Source organism: Synergistaceae bacterium (genome assembly GCA_031272035.1).
In the GTDB taxonomy this organism is placed as follows: Bacteria; Synergistota; Synergistia; order Synergistales; family Aminobacteriaceae; genus JAISSA01.
On the sequence record JAISUO010000097.1, the window covers coordinates 14,627 to 38,019 of the forward strand.

The window sequence follows — 23,393 nt, forward strand, 5'->3', positions numbered from 1 at the left end:
ATGCTATCCTTGAACGAACAGGGACAGGGAAAGGAGCGCGGGAACGTCTATGAACGAGTATTCGCTGGCGGAAATTCGGCTTTCGGACAAACGGGGCCTGGCGGAAGCGGACCAGCTTCTGCGGGAGGAAGGGATACGACGCGACGCCACTTTGGACTACCTGGCGGGTCTTTACGACGAACACTGCAATCTGATCGCGGTGGGAGGCTGTTTTCTCAACACGCTGCGATGCCTGGCTGTAAACGGCGCGCATCGGGGAGAGGGTCTGATGAGCAAAATCGTCTCTCACCTCGTCGAGTTTCAGGTTCAGCGCGGCAACAGTTCCCTGTTCCTCTACACGAAACCCGATAACGAGCGTCTTTTCTCGGACCTCGGATTTTATGAAATTGCCCGGGTTCCGGGTCAGGTGCTCTTTATGGAAAATCGTCAGAGAGGCTTCGCCTGCTTCCTTGAGCATCTGGCTCTGGACAAAAAACCCGGCCGCAGCTGCGCTTTGGTGATGAACTGCAACCCCTTCACGCTGGGACACAGGTACCTGGTGGAACAGGCGGCGGAAAACAACGACACGACCCATCTGTTCGCGGTATCGGAAAACGCCTCCCTTTTTCCCTTCCCGGACCGATATGCCATGATTAAGGCGGGCTGTGCCGATCTCAGGAACGTCATTCTGCACAGAACCGGCAGTTACATGATCTCGAATGCGGTTTTCCCTTCCTACTTTCTGAAAAACGAGGACGCGGTGGTGGAGGTCCAGGCGCGTCTGGATCTGGCGATCTTCGCAAAAATCGCCGCGGCCCTGGGCGTCACCCGCCGGTACGTGGGGGAAGAGCCCTTCAGCCAGGTCACCCGGCTCTACAACGAAATAATGCTGAAGGCGCTTCCCGAGGTGGGGATCGAGTGCATCGTCGTGCCCCGCAAACGTCTGGAGGGCGAGCCCATCAGCGCCTCCCGGGTGCGTCAGCTCATCCACGACGACCGCATGGAGGAGGTGCGAGCTCTTGTGCCTCCAGGCACCTTCGACTACTTCAGCACGCCGGCGGGGCGGGAAACCGCAGCGCGCATCCGGGCCTCGTCCCAGGTGGTTCATCACTGATTTTTAGATAAACAATTACACTTGAAATCGGCGGAGGTCCCTGATAAAAACCTCCGTCGAATTACATGAATCAACCCCGCAGGGAGGAAAAGACGAAGCTGGCGATGATGAGGACGATGCCGCCCCCCAGACGGGAGGAAAGCTGAGCGTAGGCCATCAGTTCCATGCGGTCCGCCGCTCCCAGCACCGCGAGGTCGCCGTTTCCGCCCCGGTTGGCCATGCAGAGCCCCGCCGTAATCGCCGAGTCGATGGGATAGAAGCCCACCATCCAGCCCACAACAGCCGACCCCAGAATCGCGCCAATGACCACGGACAGGGCGATGATCAGGTTCTGAAGGGAACCGGCTCTGACGAGATCCATCAGGTCGAAATCGACGCCCATCCCCACCATGATAATGACGGCGCAGGTCCCCGTCATGAAGCTCTGCAGACGTTTCGCCGCGGCGCAGATGTTCTTCGGAACGACTCCCAGCATCGCAAGGACGACCACGAACAGAATCATGCAGGCCAGCTGGTGAATAGACGTTCCAAAGATCGACGGCAGAATGATTTTCGCGCACATTCTCCCGAAAACGTAGCTTCCCAGCGTGACCAGCATCGCTCCGCCCAGATCTTTAATGCTGTAGGACACCTTCGTTTCCTCTTTGACTTCGCCGCTGCTTCCCCGAAGAAGGTTTTTCTTGTCTCCCGTCAAAGCGGGAAAAACCTCGCCGAGCTTGTTGAGCAGCGCGGCGGCAAAAATGCACATGACGTTGGCGAGGGTCAGGACGATGACGGCAAACCCGTAATAGGAGGCCGCCGGCTCCCCCGTCGCCTGCTCGTAAATCTGTGATAAAGGAACGGCCCCCGCGCCGTTGCCGCCGCCCATAATCGGCAGAACGTATTTGATCGCGATGTCCTTCATGCCGATGCCGAAGAAGGATCCCGCTGCGATGGCCAGCAGGAAGGCCGCCACCAGTCCGCCAAGAATGGCCGGAAGATAGCCCAGAAAGGACCGGAGCAAAATATGACGATCGAGAGACAAAATCGACCCCGTCACCAGGAAAATGATGAAGAACGTCAGAAATCCCGTGTTTCCACTGATAAAATTGCTGACAGACTCCAGGTATTTGGGAGGTATGACGCCGAAATACCGGAGAACGGCCGTCCCAAAAAAAACCATCAGAAGTCCGCCTCCGATATAACTGTTCCAAATCGGCAGACGCTCGCCAATCTCGTCGAAAACCCCGGCAATGGCGATACAAAGAGCAAGCGTGCCCGCCATGTCCGTGCTCAGCGTCCCGTGCCAGGCCGCCGTGAAGACGATCACCACAAAAAACAGAAAGAAGAGGTGCCAGGGTAATCCATAGAGGTTCAGCGTACTCAGAAAACTTTTTCTTTCTCCCAAAACAACCATAATTTTTATTCACTCCATTTGTGTGTACAAAACCTGTCCCGTTCCTTAAGAACAGCACATTTCTCAATACGGGGTCTTTGGCAGCGCAGACCGCGATGGTCCCCGAAATCGAAATTACAGCTCGTAAGGCTTTACCTGACGCACCACATCCAGCAGCGTCCCGTCCCTGGCCTCCACCACCGCCACGACTCGGTCGTAAAACTCGATGTCATCCGGCGCTCCCACGATGGAATACGCCCTGTCTTTCAGCTCTTCGACCGTGGACAGCCGGATCTTCGCCTCCTTCATGGCATCGATCAGGTCCGGACGACGGGGGTTGACGGCGATTCCGTAGTCGGTCACGAGCACGTCCACGGACTCCCCCGGCGTCGTAACGGTGACCACCCGGTCGCAGACCGTGGGGATGCGCCCCCGCACCAGAGGCGTCACGATGATGGAGCACTTCGCTCCGGCCGCGGCGTCCGGGTGCCCGCCGGGGGCTCCCCGCAGAATCCCGTCGGATCCCGTCACCACATTGACGTTAAATCCCGTGTCGATCTCCAGCGCCCCCAGGACCACGAAGTCCAGCTTGTTGACAAAAGCTCCCTTGTTCATGGGATTCGCGTACTGAGACGTGGAAATTTCGTAGTGAGCGGGATGGGTGTGCACCGACTGCACCGCCCCGATGTCGAAGTCCTGAGCGTCCACGATACAGCGAAGGAGTCCCCGGTTCAGCAGGTCCACCGTGGGCTGGGTGATGCCGCCGATGGCCCACTGCATGGTGATTCCCCGCTCCCGCATGAGAGGCTCCAGAAAACGGTAAACGGCCAGCGACGGCCCTCCGGCTCCGGCCTGGAAGGAATATCCGTCCCTGAACCAGGGCGTGGCGGCCATGATCCGGGCGCAGGATTCGGCCATCATCAGGTCACGGGGGTCCTGAGAGAAACGGGCGGCCTGAGAGGCTATTTTTTTGGGATTTCCGATTTCGTCGATGACCACCACATAATCCACGTCCACCGCCTCGATCGACGGAGGGAAGTTCGGAAAGGGAGCCAGAGTGTCGGTGATGACCACCACTTTGTCGGCGTATTTCGCGTCGACCATGGCGTAGGAGAGAACGCCGCAGTCCGACTTGCCGCCTCTGCCCCGGGCGTTGCCGTACTCGTCGCTGGTGGGGGCTCCGATGAAGGCCACGTCGATATGAACCTCTCCGCTCTCAATGGCGCGCACCCGTCCGCCGTGAGACCGCAGAATCGCCGGGGTACTCAGTTTGCCCCAGGAGACGGCCTCCCCCATGCCGCCGCGAATTCCGCTGGTTTGCAGGCCAGTAACGACGCCGTCCTCGATCATCTTCGCCACGGGATCGTGGGCCGTGCCCACGGAGGACGCCGCGATGGTGATGTTCCGCATCCCCAGAGCGGCCACCTCCGCCATGACTTTGTTGATGATGTAGTCCCCATCCCGGAAATGATGGTGAAAGGAGACGGTCATCCCATCTCTGAGCCCGCAGCGGACGATGGCCTCCCGGATATTCTCCAGAACTTTGCTCTCCTGGGGTTTGACGAAGGACCGGACTTTGGGCCCGGCTTTTACGTATTCCTTCCCGTCGAGGGCGTTGTTGCCGCGATAGACCTCCCGGCCATCGACCAGAAGCTCATCGGGAATTTCTCTGCCGACAGCGTTTTTCATCCTACAATTCCCCCTCATACAGCCCGGAGGCTCTGGCAAGCGCCAAAGTGCGCACCGCGCCCGGCAAAAAGGCGATGTCCAGCATCTTTCCGTCCACCGTGAAAACTCCTATACCCTTGTCCGCGTTTTCACGGATGGCCCGCACGATTTTCTCGGCCTGACGGATTTCCTCCGGGGCGGGCGTGAAAATTTCGTGTACAGGCTGAATTTGACGGGGATTGATGATGGATTTTCCGTCGAAGCCCATTTTTTTGTTCATGAGCACCTCCGCTCTGAATCCCTCCATATCGCCGAGGTCCGTGAACACCGTGTCAAAACACTGCACTCCCGCGGCTCTGGCCGCCAGCAGAAGGTTCCCCCGCGCGGCCGCCATCTCCACGCCGTCGGGATAGTAGCGGGTCTGCATACATTTGCGGAAGTCTCCCCCCGAAATCGCCGCTCCGAAAAGGCGCTCCGACGCCTCGCATATGGCGGAAGCGTTCAGGACGCCCCGGGGGCTTTCGATGGCGGCCATCAGCAGGGTGCGCCCCGGCTCCGTGGAAAATTCCTTCTCGGCGGCCTCCACGGCGGCTTCCACCTCCTGAACATCCGAGGCCTTCTCGCATTTGGCTATACGTATGCCGTCGGCCCCGCCCGCAACGCTGACCCGCACGTCCTCCCGCCAGTGGGGCGTATCCAGACCGTTGATGCGGACGATTCGCTCCACTCCGCCGCAGTCCACGGCCTGAAGGATGTGGTAGAGAGAAAAACGGGCCGAGTCCTTCTGATTCTCCGCCACGGCGTCCTCCAGGTCGAATATGATGGAATCGGGACGATAGATCCAGGCGTCCTTCATCAGCCCGGGCTGCTGGGCGCTGACAAACATCATCGTACGGCGCAGACGATTTTTCGCCTCCGCTCTTCTGTCGTTTTTCATTCTTTGACCGCGCCTCCCCAGGGAACGGCTCCGGTGTGCCCCGCGGAACGAAAGACGGCGCTCTCCACCCGGGCCCGAATCGTGCAGTCCAGGGCGCCTCTGTCGACGACGGTGACCTTTGCGGCCCGCACGTCCAGCCGCTCCAGGGTCTCAAGCACCACCTTTTTTATCTGCCGCCCGTATTGTCTTAAAACGCCGCTGCTGATTTCCACGTGAACGTCTTTATCCGCCGGTTCGATCGTGACCTGCAGGTCTCCCGATTCCAGAGAACCCGCCGCGGCCACAGACGCTATGTTCATGCTCTCACTCCTCCGATCATGCATGTGACATACCTGCTGAAATATAGAATAAGGCGCTTTATGCCATCGTCAAAGCGCAATTCTCGCAAAGCAGAGGTTTTTGGAGGCGGACCCGAACGGTTTCCCTGAGTTCTCATGCGTCCAGGCTCTCCAGAGTGCAGTCGAAGGGCTTCATGAGATAGGCCTCGTCCCAGAAATAGTACTCGTAGTGGGCGGCGACCATGAAACAGTCCTTCATGCTCAGGCGTTCCTCCTCCGTCGTCTCGCCGGCCACGTCGTCCACAAGGGAGACGAATCGGTCCACCGCCAGAGAAAATTCCCTGTCGGAGTACATGTCGATCCATCGAGCGTAGGGGTTGGGGGACGCTGCGATACGGGTCACGTGACAGCCCACTTCCCGATAGATCCAGAAGCAGGGCAGAAGGGCGGCCAGAGCCTCTCCCAGAGTCCCCAGCGAGGCCGTGCTCAGAAGAAAGGACGTATAGCCCACGCAGGCTCTGTTTTCTTTTCCCGTTTCCGTCACCCCATACTCCCGAAAATAGTGCTCGTGGAGGGACCGTTCGGCCAGAAGCGCATTTTGCGCCGCGCTCAGGAGGGATTCTATTCGCTTTTCCATGATGGACCGGCTGCCCGTGAGGGCCAGAGCCCGCGCGAAATGGAGGAGGTAAACGCTGTCCTGCTGCATGTAGAAACAGAATCGCTCCCTGGAAAGAGTTCCGGCGGCCAGTTCTTTATTGAACGGATGATTGAAGATCCGCTGCAACACCGGCTGTACCGCGCTGAACAGCGCGCTGGTAAAAGAAAGATTGTTCATCATCATCATTCTCCTTCTGTATTAAAGACCAATGTAATATATACACAGACACAGGAATGTGCAATCTTTTTCTGACTTTGAGCAAAGGGCATCAACCTGAAAAAGCCCCTGAAAGCTTTTGTCCAGCTGTTCAGGAGCTTTTTGAGTATCTTTTCCGGATTGACAGAAAAATAAAATCGGAATAATAAAACCCGAACAAAACAATCGATTAAATGTTATCCTGTTGTTTTTGACCTTTTCCTGAATTTTACGGCATTCCTGCCGCGCGGGCGGCGTTCTTCAGGGCCTCCTTCACGTCCGAATCGGAGCTGAGGCTGGGCCGATAGGGCTCTCCCACGTCCAGTCCCCGGAGGTTGGCCAGGTCCTTCGTGGCCACGGGGAAGCTGGCTTTGTCCATGGCAAGCCGCAGGGGATTGAGCCTGTACTGGGCCTCCAGAGAGCCCTCCCTGTCCCCGGATACGTACTTCTCGTAAATCGAGCAGACCAGTTCGGGCCAGAAGTTGGCCGTCGTAGCGATGGCTCCGTGCCCGCCGTGGGCCATGGTTCCATAGATCAGCGTATCCTTTCCCCCCAGCACCTTGAAGTTCGTCCCTCTGAAATTGCGGATCAGCTCCGCCGTCACCGTCATATCTCCGCTGGAATCCTTGATCCCCACGATATTTTCGCAGTCCCGAACCAGCTTTGTGACGAGGTCCACGGGAATGCCGTAGCCCACTCGGCCGGGGTTGCTGTAAAGCAGCATGGGGGATTTGCCGACAGAATTCGCAATCGTGCGGAAATGTTCATACAGCTCCCTGGGGGTGGGGCGAAGAAACATCGGCGTCAGCACGGAAACGGCGGTCGCTCCGTTCGCCAGCGCCATTTGGGCGAGCTTCACGCATTTGCGGGTTCGAATGGCCCCGACTCCGAAATAGATGGGAACCCGTCCGCCGGCTGCCTTCAGCGCGATTTTCAGCCCCCGCTCCAGCTCGTCGTCCTCCGGCATGTAGAACTCGCTGTTGCTCCCGAACACGAGGATGCCGTGGCATCCGCCTTCGATAATGAAATTCACCTGGCGCGTCAGTTTCGCCTCATCGATCTTCTCGTTTTCGTCCACGGGCGTGACGATGGGCGGAATAATCCCCCTGATAAAATCCGTATTCATTGTTTTCCGTTCCCTTCTGTTTTTTTATCCGGCATCTTTGAAATATCAGAAAATCAATATCAGAAAAATAACTGCAAAACCTGCGGAAAAAGGACGAAGATCAGCGGAACGAGAGTGAATCCCAGGAAAAACGGAAGTTCTCCTTTTGCGATTTCTCCCATCTTCAGCTTCGAAACGCTGGCCGCCGCAAAAATATTCACCGCCACGGGAGGCGTCATCGCGCCGATTACTCCGGCCACGCAGACGATCACGCCGAAGTGCAGGCTGGTGACTCCCAGGCTGGCCGCCACGGGATACAGTACCGGCACCAGCAGTACGCACATCGATATGCCCTCCAGGAATGTCCCGAAAAATAAAAATATGAGGTAAATAACCAGATTAAACAGCGTTGCCGGCAGGTGCAGGGCGGAAATCGCGTTTACGATGCCCTTCGACATTCCACTGTAGGCGAAGAACCATGAGAACGAAGACGCCGTCGCGATGACGAACAAAATCATCGCGCTGCTTTTTGCGGAGTTAAAGATGGTTTGCATCAGGTCTTTGAGCCTCAGTTCCCGATAGACGAACAACCCCGTGAACAGCGCGTAGACCGTGGCCACCGCCGCCGCTTCGGTGGGAGTCAGCAGTCCTGAATAGATTCCGCCCAGGACGATGACCGGCAGAAGAATCGCGGGAATCGCACGCAGAAAAGAGATTATAAAATCTCCAGGGCTTGTTTTCACTTCGTTTTTGGGCCAATTTTCCTTTTTTCCCAAAAAAGCGCAAAATCCGAAGAGCGCCGCGACGATAACGATACCGACGATCAGCCCCGCCTTGAACATATCGACGATAGAGGTGTTGGTGATCGTACAATAAACCACCATAATGATACTGGGCGGAATGACGGGCCCCAGCCCGCCGGCCACGGCCAGCAGTCCCGCGCAGCGTTCTTTCGGGTACCCCAGTCGAACCATGTCGGGATACATCATGGATCCTACGGCAAGCACCGTAGCGGGTCCCGATCCGGACAGCGCCGCGAAAAAGGCGCAGGCGAGAACAGCGGCATAACAGAGCCCTCCGCGGATATTTCCGACGATTTGGTTGGCAAAATCCACCAGCCGCCTGGAAATACCCCCCAGAGTCATTAAATTCCCGGCCAGAACGAAAAAGGGAATAGCCATGATGGAAACGGAATCCAGCGCCGTGAAAATTCTTTGAGCCACAACCGCTACAGGAATTGGATAGAACATCAGCAGAGTGAACATGGTGGCGCCGCCCACCGAAATAGAGACAGGGACCCCTACGATCAATAAAAACGCCAGTGAGCCAAACAAAGCCAGACCCGTCATGTTTTTCTCTCCTCTGTGCTGTTCTCTGGCCTGTTTTCATTCACCGACAGGTTTTTTACATTCCCCACAAGCATAACCGTCTGAACGACCGTCATGACTCCAAAGCCAATCGGCAAAGCAAAATAGGGAAGATACATGGGAATACCCAGTCCCGGCGACGTCTGCCCGAAGGACAACTGAGCCTGCAGCAGGGTAAACGACGTCCAAAAAGCGATGACGGCAAAAACAATGATAACAGCCCGGGCAAAAATATCCATCGCTTTTTTCAACGCGCCCTTCAGCCTGTCCGTTACAACGGTGATCGAAATCTGCGTTCCGTCCCGCAATCCCAGCTCCGTGGCCAGCAGCGCCATGTAAATCATGCAGTAACGAGCCAGCTCTTCGAACCATCCGACACTTGCCTGAACCAGGTTTCTATTGACGACCTGCGTAAAAGACGCCGCCACCATGACAAAAAACGTCAATATCACAGTGAAGTTTTCTATTTTTTGTAATGTTTTTAATAGGTTTTTCATGATTTTCTCCCGGGAGAACACAGCTTTAATTCGTAAATTTAACAGGGCCGGTCGATGTAACCGGCCCTGTCGCTGGATTTATCTGATGGCGGCAAGTTCCGAGTTGAGAACGTCCAGCCACTCCTGATTCAGTTTGAACTGGCTCATGGCCGGCATGGCCAGAGCTTTCAGCGCGTCGCGGTCCACATCGGAAAAGACCATTCCGAACTTTTCCACCAGTTCCTTCTCATATTTTTCGTTGGCTTCGTGGAGCAGCTGACGCTCCAGATCGCAGCCTTCCTGAATTCCCTTGAGCAGGGCTGGCTTCAAATCGTTGGGAATCCGGTCCCACACCTTGTTGGAAATGCAGACGCCCTGGAAGGCGAAATGTACTCTGGAACGAATAGCGTATTTGCAGACCTCATAGAAATGGTTGGCGTAAAGGTTGGCAACCGAGTTTTCATATCCGTCCACGGTTTTCTGCTGAAGCGCCGTAAACACGTCGCCGAAGGGCATGGGAGTCGCTATGGCGCCGATGGCGTTATAAGCAGCCATGTGCATCGCGTTCTCCATGGTGCGAATTTTCTTGCCTTTAATGTCCGCGTTGGTTTTGATGGGAACGGCGCTGAAGACGTCGCGGAAGCCGGAATCGCACCAGCCGACGATCTGTACGCCTTTTTTCGCGGAGGCCGCCTTAAGCATGTCGCCCAGCTTCCCGTCGATCACCTTATGGGCCTCCTCTTCCGTGGCAAAAAGGAAGGGCTGGTCCAGAACGGCCGCTTCGGGGACGAAGTTGGTGAGAACCGCGTTGGTGATGATCAGGGCGTCGATGATGCCGATCTGAGCGCCTTCATAAAGGTCGCGCTCGCTGCCGAGGGTGTTGCTGGGGAACAACGTCACCTTCAGAAGCCCGTTGGACAGGGTCTCCATCTTTTCCGCAATTTTCTTGTAACCCTGATAATGAGGGCTGATGTCCGATTCCGCAAAACCCATTTTAATCTCAATTACGTCCGCCGCAAAAGCATCCGCCGCACCAAACGCAGTCAGCAAAAGCACCGATACCGCAATGAGCCTCAAAATTTTCTTCATGACATATTCTCCTTTTCTCTTTCTGTCTCTTTTTGTGAGAATTTACGGAAAACAAAACCTTTGCGTTTTCTGTGGCCCTCTTCCTAATCCTTTTTTTCCTGCAACAGTTTGTCAATGGCTCGATTCATGGCCGCCACGTCGTCCGGATCCAGCTTCAGATCAGCTCCTGCCGCGTTTTCTTCGATGACGGCCACCCGTCGGGCCCCACTGTCCACGTTGACGTTCGGAGCCTGAGCGAGGGTCCAGGCCACGGTAAGGGCGGCCTGAGTGCAGCCATACTTCGCGCGCAGCGGTTTCCAGGAGTCGAGAAGTTCGATCACCCTGCGGCGGCTTTCGGGCTGATACCAGGCGCACCACTCGTTGCGGGCGTCTCCGGGTTTGACCAGAGACGTCATGGTGTAGGCTCCGCTCAGCAGCCCTCTTTCCAGAGGGGAATAAGCGTGAAATGTAACGCCGTTTTCGAGACAAAATGAGTTCAGCGCACGAAAACTCTCCTGACTGAGCATGCTGAAACGCTCCTGCACAAGGTCCAGCGGCCCAAATTTGAGATATTCCCTTACCTGATCCAGCGTCACGTTGGAAGCTCCGATCGCTCGCAGTTTTCCCTCCTTCTTCATGGCCAGCAGCTCACCCACAGTTTCCTCTATGGGGGTGAACGCCGGTTCCACCGCCTGCCAGTGGGTGATGCACAGATCGACATGATCCATTTTCAGGCGGCGCAGGGAATTTTCGAGGCTTCTGCGTACGCCCTCAGGGGAGAGATTTCGCGTCACCTGATGGCCATCCCGCACAAAAAAAGGCGCTCCCTCGCCGGTGTCCCAGTCCAGCCCGCATTTCGTGGAAACGATGTATTTGTCCCGGTCTCCGGCCAGCGCCTTCCCCAGCACCGTTTCGCTTCTTCCGTAGCCGTAAAAAGCGGCGGTGTCGAAAAAATTGATGCCAAGATCACAGGCCCGGCGAATGGTGCGGATGGATTCCGCTTCGTCGCTCTCCCCCCAGACGCCATCGCCTCCTATGGACAATGTCCCCATGGAGACAACCGAAACCTCAAAACCCGTTTTTCCGATTTTCATTCTGCGCATAATAAAACCTATCTCCTCCCTCTTCATCCGCTCACATTACAATCCGGCACCTCTCCCGATAAAACACAAAACAGGCAAAATCCTCGTATCGCGGCTCCGTCTCTCACCTCCCGGCCCGGTCCGCGAGGCCCTGCGCCACGATCCAGCAGAGGACGGCGCCTCCGTCCGGAACGCCCTTCGCGTTTTCCGGGGCCCATTTCGACCTTCCTATTTTCGGGACCATATCCCGGGTTTTCTCCATGCCGTTTTTGGCCGCCTCCGCCCCTGCCGCGAACGCTTCACTCAGAGCCCGCCCTGAGCCGAATGCGGTTTTGACGGCTTCGGCCATGGGCAGCAGCGCGTCCAGAACGGTGCGGTCTCCTTCCTTCGCCTTGCCTCTGGCCATGATCGCCTGCGCGAACAGGGAGGGAATCTCCGCGGCCTCCGCCTCCGTAACGGTTTCCTTTTTGGAGAAGGTTTTGCCCATCTGCATCAGGCCCGCGCAAATCAGAGTTCCCATCGTCGAGGGAGCCGCCTTGTTCAGGGCCATGGCGCATTTCATGAACAGCGCCCCCGGATCGTTCCCCTCGAAGCTGTCCGCCTCTCCGGCGATGGCTGCGGCCCCTTTTTGCATCGAGATGCCCAGGTCCCCGTCGCCGACCTGGCTGTCGATTTTTTCGAGCTGTTCCTTCTGTTCTGAAACAAGCTCCGCACAATATTTCAGAATTTCCTTAACCTGATCAATTTTGTATTCCACTGTCTTCTTCTGCCTCGTTTACAGTTTGACGAAGGGGGTGTACATGGGATCCTTCAAAAGATCCTCCAGCTCGTCGTCCAGATGGAACAGAGTGATGGATACGCCCGCCATTTCCATGGAAGTGACGTATTCGCCGACGAAGGCTTTAGCGACGTCAATTCCCTTGGTCTTCAGGATATCGGCGACCTCGCCGTAAAGGATGTACTGTTCTTCCTGAGAGGTGCTGCCCAAACCGTTCACCAGTACGGCCACTTTGTTCCCTTTCGTCAGAGAGAGGTCCTGAATCACCGTGCCCACCATATAATCGGCGAGTTCATGGGCGTTCATCATTTTGCAGCGCTTAACGCCCTTTTCGCCGTGAATACCCATGCCCAGCTCCATTTCGTCGCCGCTGATCTCGAAAATCGGCGCGGCGGCCTCCGGAAGCTGGCAGGACGTGAAGGCGACGCCAAAGGTGGCGATTCTCTCGCAGGCCTTCCTCGTGGTCTTTTCCACCTCCTGGAGGGAATGACCCCGCTCCGCCATGGCTCCCGCGATTTTATAGGCGAACAGAATCCCCGCTATGCCGCGGCGATCTTCCCATTTCTCCCTGGGAGCGGAGGCCACGTCGTCTGCCGCGCGAATGAGGACGGTCTCGATGTTTTCCATCCCCACCACGTCCGCCGCCATTTCGAAGTTCATCTGGTCTCCCATGTAGTTGCCGATAAGATAGAGGACCCCTTTCCCGCCGGACACGACTTTCGTCGCGTTGACGACGGTTTCGCAGCTTGGGGAGGTAAAAACGTTCCCCACGGCGCACCCGGAGCACAGTCCCTTCCCCACGTATCCCAAAAACAGCGGAAGGTGCCCGTAACCCCCGCCCGTCACGATCGCCACTTTTCCTCTGACCGGCGCGTCCGCCCGCACAATGGCCCTGCCATCCTCAGGAGCGGCCTTCAGCAGGCCGGGATGTGCCTTCAAAATACCCGCAAGACTCTGATCCACAAATTGATCGGGAACATTCATAATCTTCTTCATAAGAGAACCTCCTGAAAATCAAAATATGATTCTCAATTTTATATCTTCTCGTGGCTTAAAGATGCAAAAAAATTACTTACAATCGGCGCAGACGGTAGAGGTTTCCGATGGGGCGGCTGCCGATAATGGAGGTGATGACCAGGTTGCCCTTCGAGTCTCCACAGATGCTGTGGCAGTTGAAAATGTTGCAGCAGAAGTATCCGAACTGCGCCACCATCTCCAGAGAGTCGATGTCGAGAATGGACAGCCCGCCTCTCAGCTCCCCCAGATAGATGTATTTATCGTCGGACCAGACGCAGGCCGTCCGCCAGAATCCGCCCTCCACCACGCAGAGAATTTCGAAATCCGTCGAAAAGGCGTAGGCTCGCGAATTTTCCCGGTCCGCCACCCAGATGCGGTCGTATTTATCCACCCGGAGCCAGTGGGGCAGACGAAATTCGCCTATTCCCTTCCCCGGCTTTCCGAAGGTCGATACGTAATTTCCGCTGGCGTCGAATTTGTGTACCGCCGCGTTTCCGTAGCCGTCCGCAACGAACATCTCGCCCTTTGAAGTGAGTCCGATTCCGCAGGGGATATTGAAGGGCGGAGCGGTTCGCACGATGGTGTCCGTCCTCATAAAGAACTCCAGCTCGCTGTTGTAGGGAGTTTCGGCGGGGAGGGTCCCCCGGATTTTCGCGTTGATGAAGGCGTCGGGGTCGTAGCCCGTGTCGCTGGGCTTGAATGGATTTCCAAAATTTCTGACAACCCTGCCCTCCAGGTCGATTTCGCGCACCAGATGCATGTCGGGGCTTGAGTCGGGCAGCAAAAGGGTATTGCCGGGAGTGAAGGCGATGCTGTGAGGGCGGATGAGAACTCCCTTTCCAATGGAGCGAACGAAGTCCCCCTTCGCGTTGAAAATACAGACGGGATGATCCAGGCAGGAAGTGGTCGCGTACAGGTTGTCTTCCGCGTCGAAGGCCGCCCCCAGCACGTCGCTGCCCTTCACCTCCGCAGGCCATTTGGCCCAGCAGTGCTCCAGCTCGTAGTGAAAATCACCGGATCTGAAGTAAATATTGTTGCGAAAAGCTCTCTCATCAAGAGACCTGACGATTTTCATGTCACAAACGTCCTCTCTGAATTCAATTTAAAATAAACGCCGTGCTCTACATAAACATAGCGAGGCGGTTTTTCATGGCGTCTCGCAGCATTGCCTCGTCGTTGGCCACGGTGAACACCTTAACGCCCTTTTTCAGCATGCTCTGCAGCTCTTCTTTGGAGGACACCATAATGACGGGCGTCTTTCCATGCTGCAGAGCCTTGCGGATAATTAAATCTTCCATTTCCAGAACCTTCGGATGGGTCGTTTCCCCGGGAACTCCCAAAGACAGAGACGTGTCGTTCCTGCCGGAGGAAACCATGTCGATCCCGTCGAGAGAGAGGATTTCGTCGATATGGCCGGTGGCATTCACGTCCTCAATCTGAATCGTCAGTGAAACGTAATCATTCCCTCTTTGCAGGTATTTTTTTCCGGGAATTCCCGCCAGGTAAGCGCCACGGCAGCCGGGATTCGCGCCTCTGTCTCCCAGGGGCGCGAATTTTATGCGCGCAATGGCTTCCCGGGCCCGTTCCACCGTGTTGCAGTCTGGAACGATGATGCCGTTGGCCCCGAAACTGACGAGGGAGGTAATATCCTCCATTCGGGAAATTCTGACAAAAACTGTGAGATCCAGAAGATTGGCCGTGCGAATGAGTTCGGCCAGCCTGCCGGGGTCGAAGGGAACATATTCATTGTCGATGCGAATGTAGTCAAACCCCGCAGCTTTCGCCATTTCAACGACGCCGGGGTCCGCAATGGAGATCCAGGAACCCAGAAGAAGCGTTTTGGAGTTCAAAAATTCTTTTGTGGTCTTCAATTTATAATCATCCCTTAAATTAAGTTCTCAGTCAGGTTTATTTATTATTAAATTATTACTTCTCCGCGCTGATTTTCAATCCTTCAACTCTTTAATCCTGCAGTTTCCTTTTCGTGTTGGGATTCATAAAGACGAACAGCACGATTAACCCCACCAGTACCGCGATAAGAAACAGGCTCAGAGGGCGCTGAACAATGTAAAACAGGAAATTTGTGTTTCGGGTTCCCGCCAGCTGAATTGTGCGCCGCAGATTTTGCTCAATCAGGTTGCTGAGCACGAATCCAATAATAAGGGGTGAGGGCGGAAACTCCAGCTTCATCAGAATAACGGCGACGGTTCCTGAAATCGCGGCCACCAGAACGTCGGTCGCCCGGTTGTTGATGCTGTAAGAACCAAAAATCGCAAACGCGATCACGATGGGGATCAGGTAGTACATATCGACTTTCAGAATGTAAGAAAACCACCGGATGCCGAAAATGCCCATCAGCGCCATGCCCAGGATGGTCAGGAACATGGCGTACATGAAAATATAAGCCACGTCCGGTCGTTTCGTGAACAGATCGGGACCGCAGATGATGCCGTGAGTGGTGAGCGCGGCACCGATAATGGCCACTCCGGGAGAGCCCGGAATACCTATGGCCAGCATGGGAATGAGCGCCCCGCCGACGACGGCGTTGTTGGCCGACTCCGCGGCGATGATGCCCTCCGTGTTGCCCGTTCCGAAGGTTTCCGGGCGCTTCGAGCTCCGCTTGGCCTCTCCGTAGGAGGTAAACACCGCCGTCCCTCCGCCGATTCCGGGAAGAATCCCTATAAACAGGCCGATCAGCGAGGATTTAAGGAAGAGGAAGGTTTTTTTGACGATAATGTCATAAATAACCGACGACATTTTGATGGGCGTATCCCGGTATTCAAACGTCGCCGCCTTCTTCATTCCAATGTCCCGAAACATTTCCGCGAAGCAAAAAATACCCAGCGCCACCACCAGCGGGCTGAGCCCCGCCGTAAGCGCTCTGTTGCCGAAGGTGAACCGTCTGACGCCGGAGCTCATGTCCGTCCCCACCGTGGCCAGGAACAACCCCAGAGACGCCATGAAGAGGGCCTTCCAGACGTTGTCTCCCGAAAGACAGCCGATGATGGTGAGCCCGCACAGCCCCAGCAGCATCATCTCTGGCGGGCCGAACTTCAGCGCCACGGAAGCGAGAGGAGGCGTAAACAGAACGAGAGCAAGAATACCGAAGATTCCCCCAAAAGTGGAAGAGAAAATAGAATAGTACAGCGCCTCCCGGGAACGTCCCTGCAAAGTCAGGGGATATCCGTCATAAGCGGTGCAGGTGGCCTCCACGCAGCCCGGCACGTTGATCAGTATGGCGGTGATGGATCCTCCATACATTCCTCCCATGTACATACCGCCCAGAAAGGCCAGAGCCAGTTCCGGCGTCATGCCGTAGGTGACCGGCAGAAAAAGAGTGATGGCAATGGCAGCGTTAAGGCCGGGAATCGCCGCAAAAATTATCCCTATCACGGTTCCAAGGACGGCCAGCAAAATGACCGAAGGGGCGAGTACCCTGAGAAGCAGTTCCAGAGTCATACAGACGTCCTCCTGAAAAATATCATAAAACCGGTGGGGGAAAGGTTCATCCCCCTCCGGGTCGCCGAACGGTTAATCAGTGCTTCTTTGAATTATTCGCGTTCAATATTTTTCAGGTTAATTATTGAGGACGATAATATTCCTGTATTTGTTGCAGATGGCCTCGGTTTGGGCGTAGTAGTCCTTCATTTTCTTATCCATGTCGTCGCCCGAAGTGAAGAAGTAGACGCAGTTAATGGCCTCGAGCTGCTGACGGACTTCCGGAATCTGAGAGATTTTATTGGCAATTTCGACCAGCCTCTCGTTGACGTAGGGAGGAACATTTTTGGGCGTGAGCAGAACGGTCATGACGTTCAGGAAATCGGTGAACAGCCCCATATCAGCAAAAAGAGGCGTATCGGGGAACTGCTTGCACTTTTCCAGGCCGCCCCAGGCGATGGGTCTCCAGCCTCCGGAGGTGAACTGGGAAATAACCTGATTTCCCGCGCCGGCGGCGTCGATATGCCCGCCCAGAGCGGCCGCCACTACGTCGGCGACGCTGTTGAAGTTGACGGACGAAATTTTGATGTCGAAATAATCCATAACGGCGGCCATCAGGACGCGGTGTCCGACCCCGCCCTCGCCGAAGGCCAGCCCGCCGGGATGCTCCTTATGATATTTGACGAACTTGTCCAGCGTGTTCCATTCGCTCTTCTCCGGCGCGTAGAAGGAAATGGGCGTGGCGGTGAAGGTGGCCAGATAGTTGAGATCCTTGAAGAAATCCAGTTCATAGCTTTTGTTGAGAATGCAGGAAATCTGAATGTCGGGAGCGTTGATGACGCCGATGGTGTACCCGTCCGGCTCGGCTTCCGCTATTTCCATGGTTCCGATTTCTCCCGCGGAACCCGGCTTATTGACGATGTTGATGGGAACGCCCAGCTCCTTCGAGAAATAGGGCGCGATAATCCTCGTGATGTTGTCCGAGTTTCCGCCGGCGGAAAAAGGCACGATCCACGTGATGGTTTTGGTCGGCCATTTCGGCTGCTCGGCCGCGTCGGTCGGCAGGACGGAGAACAACGCCAGAACTATTGCAATAAACAGAACACACATACCTGCTTTACACTTCATTTTACAGCCTCCTTCAAAATAGAGAACTTAAATCATTGTCGTTTTCAGAATCCCAAAAAACCCGCCGGTGTGGCAAGATGGAGCAGCACGTTGAAACAGAGATACAGCCCCGCGGAACAACCGGCGGAAAAGAGCAGAATTTTCGTGACAGTTTTCAGAGCCAGGTCGATTTTGCCCTGAATGACGAAATCCTGTAATACACAAATTCCCGCCATTGCGATAAAAGAACCCGCATAAAATCCCAGTGTGGTTATAAGTACGGACAAAATAATCACAAAAGCCCCCGGTATTGCCGCCTGCAAAAGAAAATCCACAAAGGGAAGCCTGTGATAGACTTTTCCTGTACGCCTGAAGGTTTTAAAGGCGCGAAAAATGATGCCGACGCCCGATACCATCATGAGGACGAGCAAAACTCTCGGGTAGATCGACTGCATGAAGGACAGCGATCCCATGCTGTTCAGAAGAAACAGCGCAAAAAGGATAATCGCGCTTCCCGCCCACAAATCCTGATCCTTTATCATGCCGACATCGTCACTCCTTTGTTCCTCCGCTATAATATTCCCTGTCTTTCTGAATTTACTCACAAGAAAGGAAGATCGCCGTGCTGGATCCGGGAATCGAAGCTTTTCTGGCCATTGTCAGAACGGGAAGTTTCAGCAAAGCCGCCGACATTTTGGCTCTGACTCAGTCCTCTGCCAGCCAGCGGCTGAAAAAACTGGAAAAAGAACTGGGATATCCGCTGATTGACCGCCAAAAAGGCAAAAAACTCATCGTCCTTACCCCGGCGGGCCGGTCGTTTCTCGTCGTGGCGGAAAGAATGTTTTCCGCCCTGCAGGACATCAAAAAAACGTCCCTGCCCGATCTGCAGCTCCGAATCTGCGGCGTCGACAGCGCCAATACCTTTGTTCTTCCCGAACTCTACAAGGCCCTGCTGGACAACGACCCCATGGTCCGGCTGACGATCGAGAGCAGTCAAACCCCCGTCATCTATCGGCTTCTTGAGGAGCAAAAAATAGACGCCGGCTTCGTTCATCACGAATACCGCCTGCCCAACGTCCGGGTCGAGCTTTTTTTTCGCGAAGAAATGCTGATCATCCGATCCTTCGCCCCCAATCTCCCCAAAGAGGTTTCCGTGGAAGAACTCGATCCCCACAACGAAATTCGCTTCGACTGGGGACCCCGGTTCCAGTTCTGGCACGATATGTACTGGAACCCAGCCGACTCCTACAACGTGGGCGTCGATACCGTCGCCCTCATCGAACACATGCTCCGCTTCCCGGAACAGTGGGCCTTTGTCCCTTTTTCCGTGCTGAAACGCTGGACCAACGCCCGATTTTCATTTCAGAGGCTGCGCGAAACACCTCCCGAACGCGTCTGTTACCTCATTACTCACCGTTATCCCCGGCACGGGATCGAGGATTCTCTGGACATCCTCAGAAAAACGGCCCGTTCCATGGGGTTTTTGCCTTGACCCTTTATAATTTTTTACAATTTTAGGCTGCCTTCCTCGTCAAAGCGCATCTCCCGGCCCTCTCCCGTCACGGAAAGCCGCGGATGCTTCTCCACGTGGGGCAGCAGTCCCTCCGAAACGTAAATTTCCTCGATCTCCAGCGTATTTTTGATGTACACCAGCCTGGGAGGCGCCTCCTTGTTGCCCGTGCAGGTCTGAAGGGCAACGGCGACGGCGTCCCGCTCCGTCCGGGCGATCAGCGGAATTTTCACGCGATCCAGCCGCGTCGCCGTCATGGCGTTGGTGCAGGTGGCGTCAAAGTCAATGCTTTTCACCAGGCGATGCGTGCAGATATCGGCGCATCCGATCCCCAGCGCATTGCCGTGGGTCTCCTTCGTCAGCTCCAGCACGACAATTCTCTGAATTTTCAAAGGCCCGTCCGGCATGTGAGCGGCCTGGTAGCGGCAGGTGATGTTGGGATCCATTCCCACGCCGCTGATGTTTTTCCCCATCTCGCGGACCACCAGAACGTCGATGTCGTCGAAGCAGAGGCGCGCCATCATCTCCCGGGAGAGCCGGAGCAGTTCCGGCTCCCGTGCGGCAAAGTTGGACCCCGGAACGGCCTCGATCAGGGCGGGAAGCTCTTTGGCGTTCTCCACGACGGCAAGGCCGAAGGGGACCGAGACTTTGCCGAGGACGTACTGCCCCGCCTTCGGAATGACTTCGCTGAAACGTTCGATGCCGTAGCTGTGCATGGTCTGAGCGCCCTCGTGGTTGCCGAGCCCCACGCAGAGCATTTTGTGCAGACCGCTTTCGATGTCGCCGCGAAACGTGGTGTGATTTTTCACTCGATTGACCGGAATGACGCAGTCGGCGCTCTCGTAAGCAACGCGGTCGAACCAGACCGGCAGACCGGGCAGGACATCCCCCAGAGAAACGACCTCCATGGAGGAGTGGATTTTCGCCCCCATGCTCTCCTCCGTGATCCCGAACTCCTTCAGAAGCGCCGCCTGTCCCTCTTTTGTCGCGCCGCCGTGGCTGCCCATGGCGGGGACGATGAAGGGGTCGATTCCGTGCCGGCGCAGGGATTCGATCAGGGCCCGGACGATCCGGTCCAGCCCCGCGATGCCCCGGCTGCCCACGGCCAACGCCGCCCTGGTCCCTTTTTTCAGGGCAGACCCGGCCAGGACGGAATCGACCTGAGACGCAACCCGGGCCTCCACGTCCGTCACACTTTCCGCTTCAAAGTTCTGACGCGCCGGAAAAATCCGAGGAAACACAAAATCATCCTTCCCGCGAACGCCGGGATAAAATGAACTGCCAGCCTCATTAACCTGAGATTCACTCATGAGAAAACGCCTCTCCCTCTTTCAAACCCAGCTCGAAGGCCTGAAGGTTGACGTCCGGCCCTTTTTCCTTTCTGGGCGGAAGCAGGTCGGCAAGGGCCTTTCGAACGGCGTCGGCGGTCAGAAGACGGACCACGCCGGTAAAAAAGCCCAGGAAAACCATATTCGCCACGTCCGTCCGGTGAAACGTCCCGTCCGCCAGCGCGGTGAAGGGCACTCCCAGCGCTTTGCAGCCTTTGGGCAGATCCCCCTTTTCAAAATGCACCAGACCCGCGTCGTACACCAGGCGAACTCCGTCCCGAAGCCATTTTTTGTTGTTTTCAAAGGCCCGGGGGGCCAGAGTCACCATCACGTCAGGGGCGAGAACCGTGGGGTAGACGATCTTTTCTCCGGAAAGGACGAGGTCCGTGCTCACGTCGCCTCCCCGCATGTCAGAGCCGTATTCCTTGGTCAGCACGGCGTTCAGCTCATCGTAAATCGCCGCGGCCCGGCCCAGGATGGTCCCAGCCAGAACGACGCCCTGCCCTCCGACGCCGGTGAGGCGAATTTCCGTCCGGCCCGGCCCTGCCTTTTGCGCGTCCCGCTTCAGCTTTCTGCCCGCGTCCGTCATTTCCGCGCACCCTCTTTCCCTGAACGGGCTTCCCGCTTCACACGGGCCAGCTCCCGGGTGAACTCCGGAACCTCGGGTCTGCAAAGCAGCTCTCCGACGACAATTTTTCCCGCTTTTTCCGACTCCGGCAGCTTCACAGCGGCGGCGATGGGAATGGAATTTTCCCGGTAGCCGGCGAGCATGGCCACGGGGTCGTTTCTCATGCCCACCACCTTGCCGTACTGGACGGGGCACTGAGAGATCACCTCGATGAAGGCAAAACCCGGATGACTGACCGCTTTCCGGAACGACGCCGTGATCTGCGCGGCGTGCCATGTGGTCCATCGCGCCACGAAAGTGGCCCCTGCCGTTATCGCCAGGGCGCTGACGTCAAAAGGACGTTCCACGTTGCCCAGCGGAGTCGTGGCGGTTTTCAGCCCGCCGGGAGTGGTGGGGGCCGCCTGTCCCCCTGTCATGCCGTAAATTCCGTTGTTGACGCAGATTACGGTCAGATCGATATTGCGCCTGCAGGCGTGGATGAAGTGATTTCCTCCGATGGCGCCCAGGTCGCCGTCGCCCTGAAACACCACCACCTTCTGACGGGGAAGCGCGATTTTCAGCCCCGTCGCCGCAGGCAGCGAGCGTCCGTGGGTGACGTGGAGCAGGTCCCCCGCAAAAGCCGGACTGGGGATCCATCCCGAACAGCCGATTCCCGAGACGAAGGCGTACTCGTCGATGTTGCCGCCCATGGCCTCGATTCCCTGAAGGACGCTCTGGGCCACGATGCCATTGCCGCACCCGGGGCAGGTGGTGTATTTGATGCCGTCCCGGAAGTATTTTTCCAGCGGATGCCTGAATGCGTTGGATTTTGACTCTTTCTTCATTTCAGAGCCTCCTTTACCCACCGGACCACGTCCTCGGGACGGGGCAGGCCGCCCAGAATTTCGGGCGTTCCCTTTAAAACCCGGATGTTCTCCGCCACGGCGGCCGCCACGGGGTAATACATCTGTCCCAGGTTGTTTTCGCAGACGATGACGGCTTTGCAGTGGGCCGTCAGGTCCCGAACGCGTTTTTCGGGGAAGGGCCAAACCGTCGTCGCCCGGTAACAGCCCACCCGGAGCCCCTCCGAACGGGCGAGTTCCATGCCCGCCAGGGCCGCCCGGAACATGGAGCCGTAAGAATAGAGTACCACGTCCGCGTCCTCAATCCGGCAGGTCTCGTCCAGAGTGATCTCGTCGATGGCCCTGTGGAGCTTGCCTCGCAGTTTGCGTATTTCGTCGTCCATGGCCGCGATGCTGGCCACGCTGCGGGTTCCGTCCGCGAAGTGCGTGGAGCCCGTCACGTTGGATTTGAGCCCCCGTCCGAACACGGACATGGGAGCCACGTCTTCATCCAGGAACATGGGAACCTTTTTATCGTAACGCTCAGGAATTTTTCTGTTGATGACGGGCAGCTCGCCGGGCTCCGGGAAATGGACCTGCTCGTACATATGCCCCACCAGCGCGTCAGACAGCACAAAAACGGGAGTGCGGTATTTTTCGGCGGCGTTGAAGGCCCAAACGGTCAGGTCGAACATCTCCTGAGGAGAAGAAGGCGCGCAGGCGATGAGCTCGTAGTCGCCCTGAGAGCCGTACCGGGCCTGGAGCATGTCCGCCTGAAGGGGCAGACTGGGACTGCCGGTGGAGGGGCCGCCCCGCTGGACGTTGACGATGACGCAGGGGGTCTCCGTGGCCGTCGCGAGGCCGATGTTTTCCAACATGAGGCTGATTCCGGGCCCCGATGTGGCCGTCATGGCCTTCAGTCCCCCCCAGGAGGCGCCGATGACGGCTCCGATGGCCGCGATTTCGTCCTCCGTTTGAATGAAAAATCCCTCCCGGTCCATCACGCGCTTCACGAAATGCTCGCCGATGTCGGAGGCCGGCGTGATGGGATAGGCGGCGAAAAAGCCGCACCCCGCGTAAAGCGCCCCCTCGGCGCAGGCGACGTTCCCCAGGAGAAAGTCCGTTTTGCCGCTCTTTTTGCTTTTTTTATCGTTCACGTCTTTTTTATTCATTTTTATATTCCTGAATTTTCATTTCTGAATTTTTCATTTCTAAATTTACATTCCTAAATTTTTATTCCTGAGTCACGACGATGGCAAAATCGGGACAGTGGATCATGCAGGTTTTGCATTTCGTACACCTGTCCGCCCGACTTTCCACCGTCACGGGAAAATGGACGCCTCTGGCGTTCAGCTCGCCGGACATCTCCAGCACCTTAACGGGACAAAAAGCCACGCATATGCCGCAGCCCTTGCACCCTTCCGCATTGATCCGAATCAAACGCACCACACCCCCGCACTGAAG

General features: G+C 56.5%; 24 protein-coding genes. 2 read left to right on the forward strand and 22 right to left on the reverse strand.

What is annotated here, in order from left to right:
• Positions 1 to 49 precede the first annotated feature (49 nt).
• Entirely contained in the window at positions 50 to 1,093 is a 1,044-nt protein-coding gene (gene citC, locus LBR61_11385; protein ID MDR1732684.1) for a [citrate (pro-3S)-lyase] ligase, read from the forward strand.
• Between the two features lie 70 nt (positions 1,094 to 1,163).
• Here the strand turns inward: citC and LBR61_11390 are convergent, their stop codons facing one another.
• The 17 genes from LBR61_11390 to LBR61_11470 form a co-directional block, all read right to left on the reverse strand.
• Positions 1,164 to 2,489, reverse strand: coding sequence for a 2-hydroxycarboxylate transporter family protein (locus tag LBR61_11390; protein ID MDR1732685.1), 1,326 nt, complete (start codon positions 2,487 to 2,489; stop codon positions 1,164 to 1,166).
• Positions 2,490 to 2,603: 114 nt separating this feature from the next.
• Positions 2,604 to 4,157, reverse strand: a complete 1,554-nt coding sequence (gene citF / locus LBR61_11395) for a citrate lyase subunit alpha (GenBank protein MDR1732686.1) — start codon at positions 4,155 to 4,157, stop codon at positions 2,604 to 2,606.
• A 1-nt stretch (position 4,158) separates the two neighbouring features.
• On the reverse strand, positions 4,159 to 5,073 hold the full coding sequence (locus LBR61_11400; GenBank protein ID MDR1732687.1) for an HpcH/HpaI aldolase/citrate lyase family protein: 915 nt from the start codon (positions 5,071 to 5,073) through the stop codon (positions 4,159 to 4,161).
• Positions 5,070 to 5,372, reverse strand: coding sequence for a citrate lyase acyl carrier protein (citD, locus tag LBR61_11405; protein MDR1732688.1), 303 nt, complete (start codon positions 5,370 to 5,372; stop codon positions 5,070 to 5,072). Before citD ends, LBR61_11400 begins: the two co-directional genes overlap by 4 nt.
• Before the next feature lie 133 nt (positions 5,373 to 5,505).
• Positions 5,506 to 6,186: a thiaminase II gene (gene tenA / locus LBR61_11410; GenBank protein MDR1732689.1), complete on the reverse strand. Its 681-nt coding sequence runs from the start codon at positions 6,184 to 6,186 to the stop codon at positions 5,506 to 5,508.
• Positions 6,187 to 6,433: 247 nt separating this feature from the next.
• Positions 6,434 to 7,330 (reverse strand): dihydrodipicolinate synthase family protein, encoded by an 897-nt coding sequence (locus LBR61_11415; GenBank protein ID MDR1732690.1) that lies wholly within the window; start codon positions 7,328 to 7,330, stop codon positions 6,434 to 6,436.
• A gap of 59 nt (positions 7,331 to 7,389) precedes the next feature.
• The gene (locus LBR61_11420) at positions 7,390 to 8,658 is read right to left on the reverse strand and encodes a TRAP transporter large permease (GenBank protein ID MDR1732691.1); all 1,269 of its coding nucleotides are present in this window, start codon (positions 8,656 to 8,658) and stop codon (positions 7,390 to 7,392) included.
• Positions 8,655 to 9,173 carry a TRAP transporter small permease gene (locus LBR61_11425; GenBank protein MDR1732692.1) on the reverse strand — a complete coding sequence of 173 codons (519 nt, stop codon included), beginning with the start codon at positions 9,171 to 9,173 and terminating at the stop codon, positions 8,655 to 8,657. Before LBR61_11425 ends, LBR61_11420 begins: the two co-directional genes overlap by 4 nt.
• Before the next feature lie 78 nt (positions 9,174 to 9,251).
• Positions 9,252 to 10,241, reverse strand: a complete 990-nt coding sequence (locus LBR61_11430; protein MDR1732693.1) for a TRAP transporter substrate-binding protein — start codon at positions 10,239 to 10,241, stop codon at positions 9,252 to 9,254.
• A gap of 83 nt (positions 10,242 to 10,324) precedes the next feature.
• A complete protein-coding gene (locus LBR61_11435; protein MDR1732694.1) occupies positions 10,325 to 11,323 on the reverse strand; it encodes an aldo/keto reductase in 999 nt (332 codons plus the stop codon).
• A 103-nt stretch (positions 11,324 to 11,426) separates the two neighbouring features.
• Positions 11,427 to 12,059, reverse strand: a complete 633-nt coding sequence (locus LBR61_11440; protein ID MDR1732695.1) for a DAK2 domain-containing protein — start codon at positions 12,057 to 12,059, stop codon at positions 11,427 to 11,429.
• An 18-nt stretch (positions 12,060 to 12,077) separates the two neighbouring features.
• A complete protein-coding gene (locus LBR61_11445; GenBank protein MDR1732696.1) occupies positions 12,078 to 13,076 on the reverse strand; it encodes a dihydroxyacetone kinase subunit DhaK in 999 nt (332 codons plus the stop codon).
• Between the two features lie 76 nt (positions 13,077 to 13,152).
• Positions 13,153 to 14,172 (reverse strand): hypothetical protein, encoded by a 1,020-nt coding sequence (locus LBR61_11450; protein MDR1732697.1) that lies wholly within the window; start codon positions 14,170 to 14,172, stop codon positions 13,153 to 13,155.
• A 46-nt stretch (positions 14,173 to 14,218) separates the two neighbouring features.
• The gene (locus tag LBR61_11455) at positions 14,219 to 14,968 is read right to left on the reverse strand and encodes a hypothetical protein (protein ID MDR1732698.1); all 750 of its coding nucleotides are present in this window, start codon (positions 14,966 to 14,968) and stop codon (positions 14,219 to 14,221) included.
• Between the two features lie 91 nt (positions 14,969 to 15,059).
• Positions 15,060 to 16,556, reverse strand: a complete 1,497-nt coding sequence (locus LBR61_11460; GenBank protein ID MDR1732699.1) for a tripartite tricarboxylate transporter permease — start codon at positions 16,554 to 16,556, stop codon at positions 15,060 to 15,062.
• 117 nt (positions 16,557 to 16,673) lie between these two features.
• Positions 16,674 to 17,663, reverse strand: coding sequence for a tripartite tricarboxylate transporter substrate binding protein (locus tag LBR61_11465; GenBank protein ID MDR1732700.1), 990 nt, complete (start codon positions 17,661 to 17,663; stop codon positions 16,674 to 16,676).
• A gap of 44 nt (positions 17,664 to 17,707) precedes the next feature.
• Positions 17,708 to 18,184 (reverse strand): tripartite tricarboxylate transporter TctB family protein, encoded by a 477-nt coding sequence (locus LBR61_11470; protein MDR1732701.1) that lies wholly within the window; start codon positions 18,182 to 18,184, stop codon positions 17,708 to 17,710.
• 80 nt (positions 18,185 to 18,264) lie between these two features.
• On the opposite strand from LBR61_11470, the gene LBR61_11475 reads away from it, so the two are divergent.
• Positions 18,265 to 19,134: a LysR family transcriptional regulator gene (locus LBR61_11475; GenBank protein MDR1732702.1), complete on the forward strand. Its 870-nt coding sequence runs from the start codon at positions 18,265 to 18,267 to the stop codon at positions 19,132 to 19,134.
• Between the two features lie 14 nt (positions 19,135 to 19,148).
• On the opposite strand, the gene LBR61_11480 is transcribed toward LBR61_11475, so the two are convergent.
• The 5 genes from LBR61_11480 to LBR61_11500 form a co-directional block, all read right to left on the reverse strand.
• Positions 19,149 to 20,393: a DUF362 domain-containing protein gene (locus tag LBR61_11480; protein MDR1732703.1), complete on the reverse strand. Its 1,245-nt coding sequence runs from the start codon at positions 20,391 to 20,393 to the stop codon at positions 19,149 to 19,151.
• Positions 20,394 to 20,454: 61 nt separating this feature from the next.
• Complete coding sequence (locus LBR61_11485; protein MDR1732704.1) at positions 20,455 to 21,069, reverse strand: 2-oxoacid:acceptor oxidoreductase family protein; 615 nt, start codon at positions 21,067 to 21,069, stop codon at positions 20,455 to 20,457.
• Positions 21,066 to 21,932 (reverse strand): 2-oxoacid:ferredoxin oxidoreductase subunit beta, encoded by an 867-nt coding sequence (locus tag LBR61_11490; GenBank protein MDR1732705.1) that lies wholly within the window; start codon positions 21,930 to 21,932, stop codon positions 21,066 to 21,068. Before LBR61_11490 ends, LBR61_11485 begins: the two co-directional genes overlap by 4 nt.
• Complete coding sequence (locus LBR61_11495; GenBank protein MDR1732706.1) at positions 21,929 to 23,101, reverse strand: 2-oxoacid:acceptor oxidoreductase subunit alpha; 1,173 nt, start codon at positions 23,099 to 23,101, stop codon at positions 21,929 to 21,931. Before LBR61_11495 ends, LBR61_11490 begins: the two co-directional genes overlap by 4 nt.
• 61 nt (positions 23,102 to 23,162) lie before the next feature.
• A complete protein-coding gene (locus LBR61_11500) occupies positions 23,163 to 23,375 on the reverse strand; it encodes a 4Fe-4S binding protein (GenBank protein ID MDR1732707.1) in 213 nt (70 codons plus the stop codon).
• Between the last annotated feature and the right edge of the window lie 18 nt (positions 23,376 to 23,393).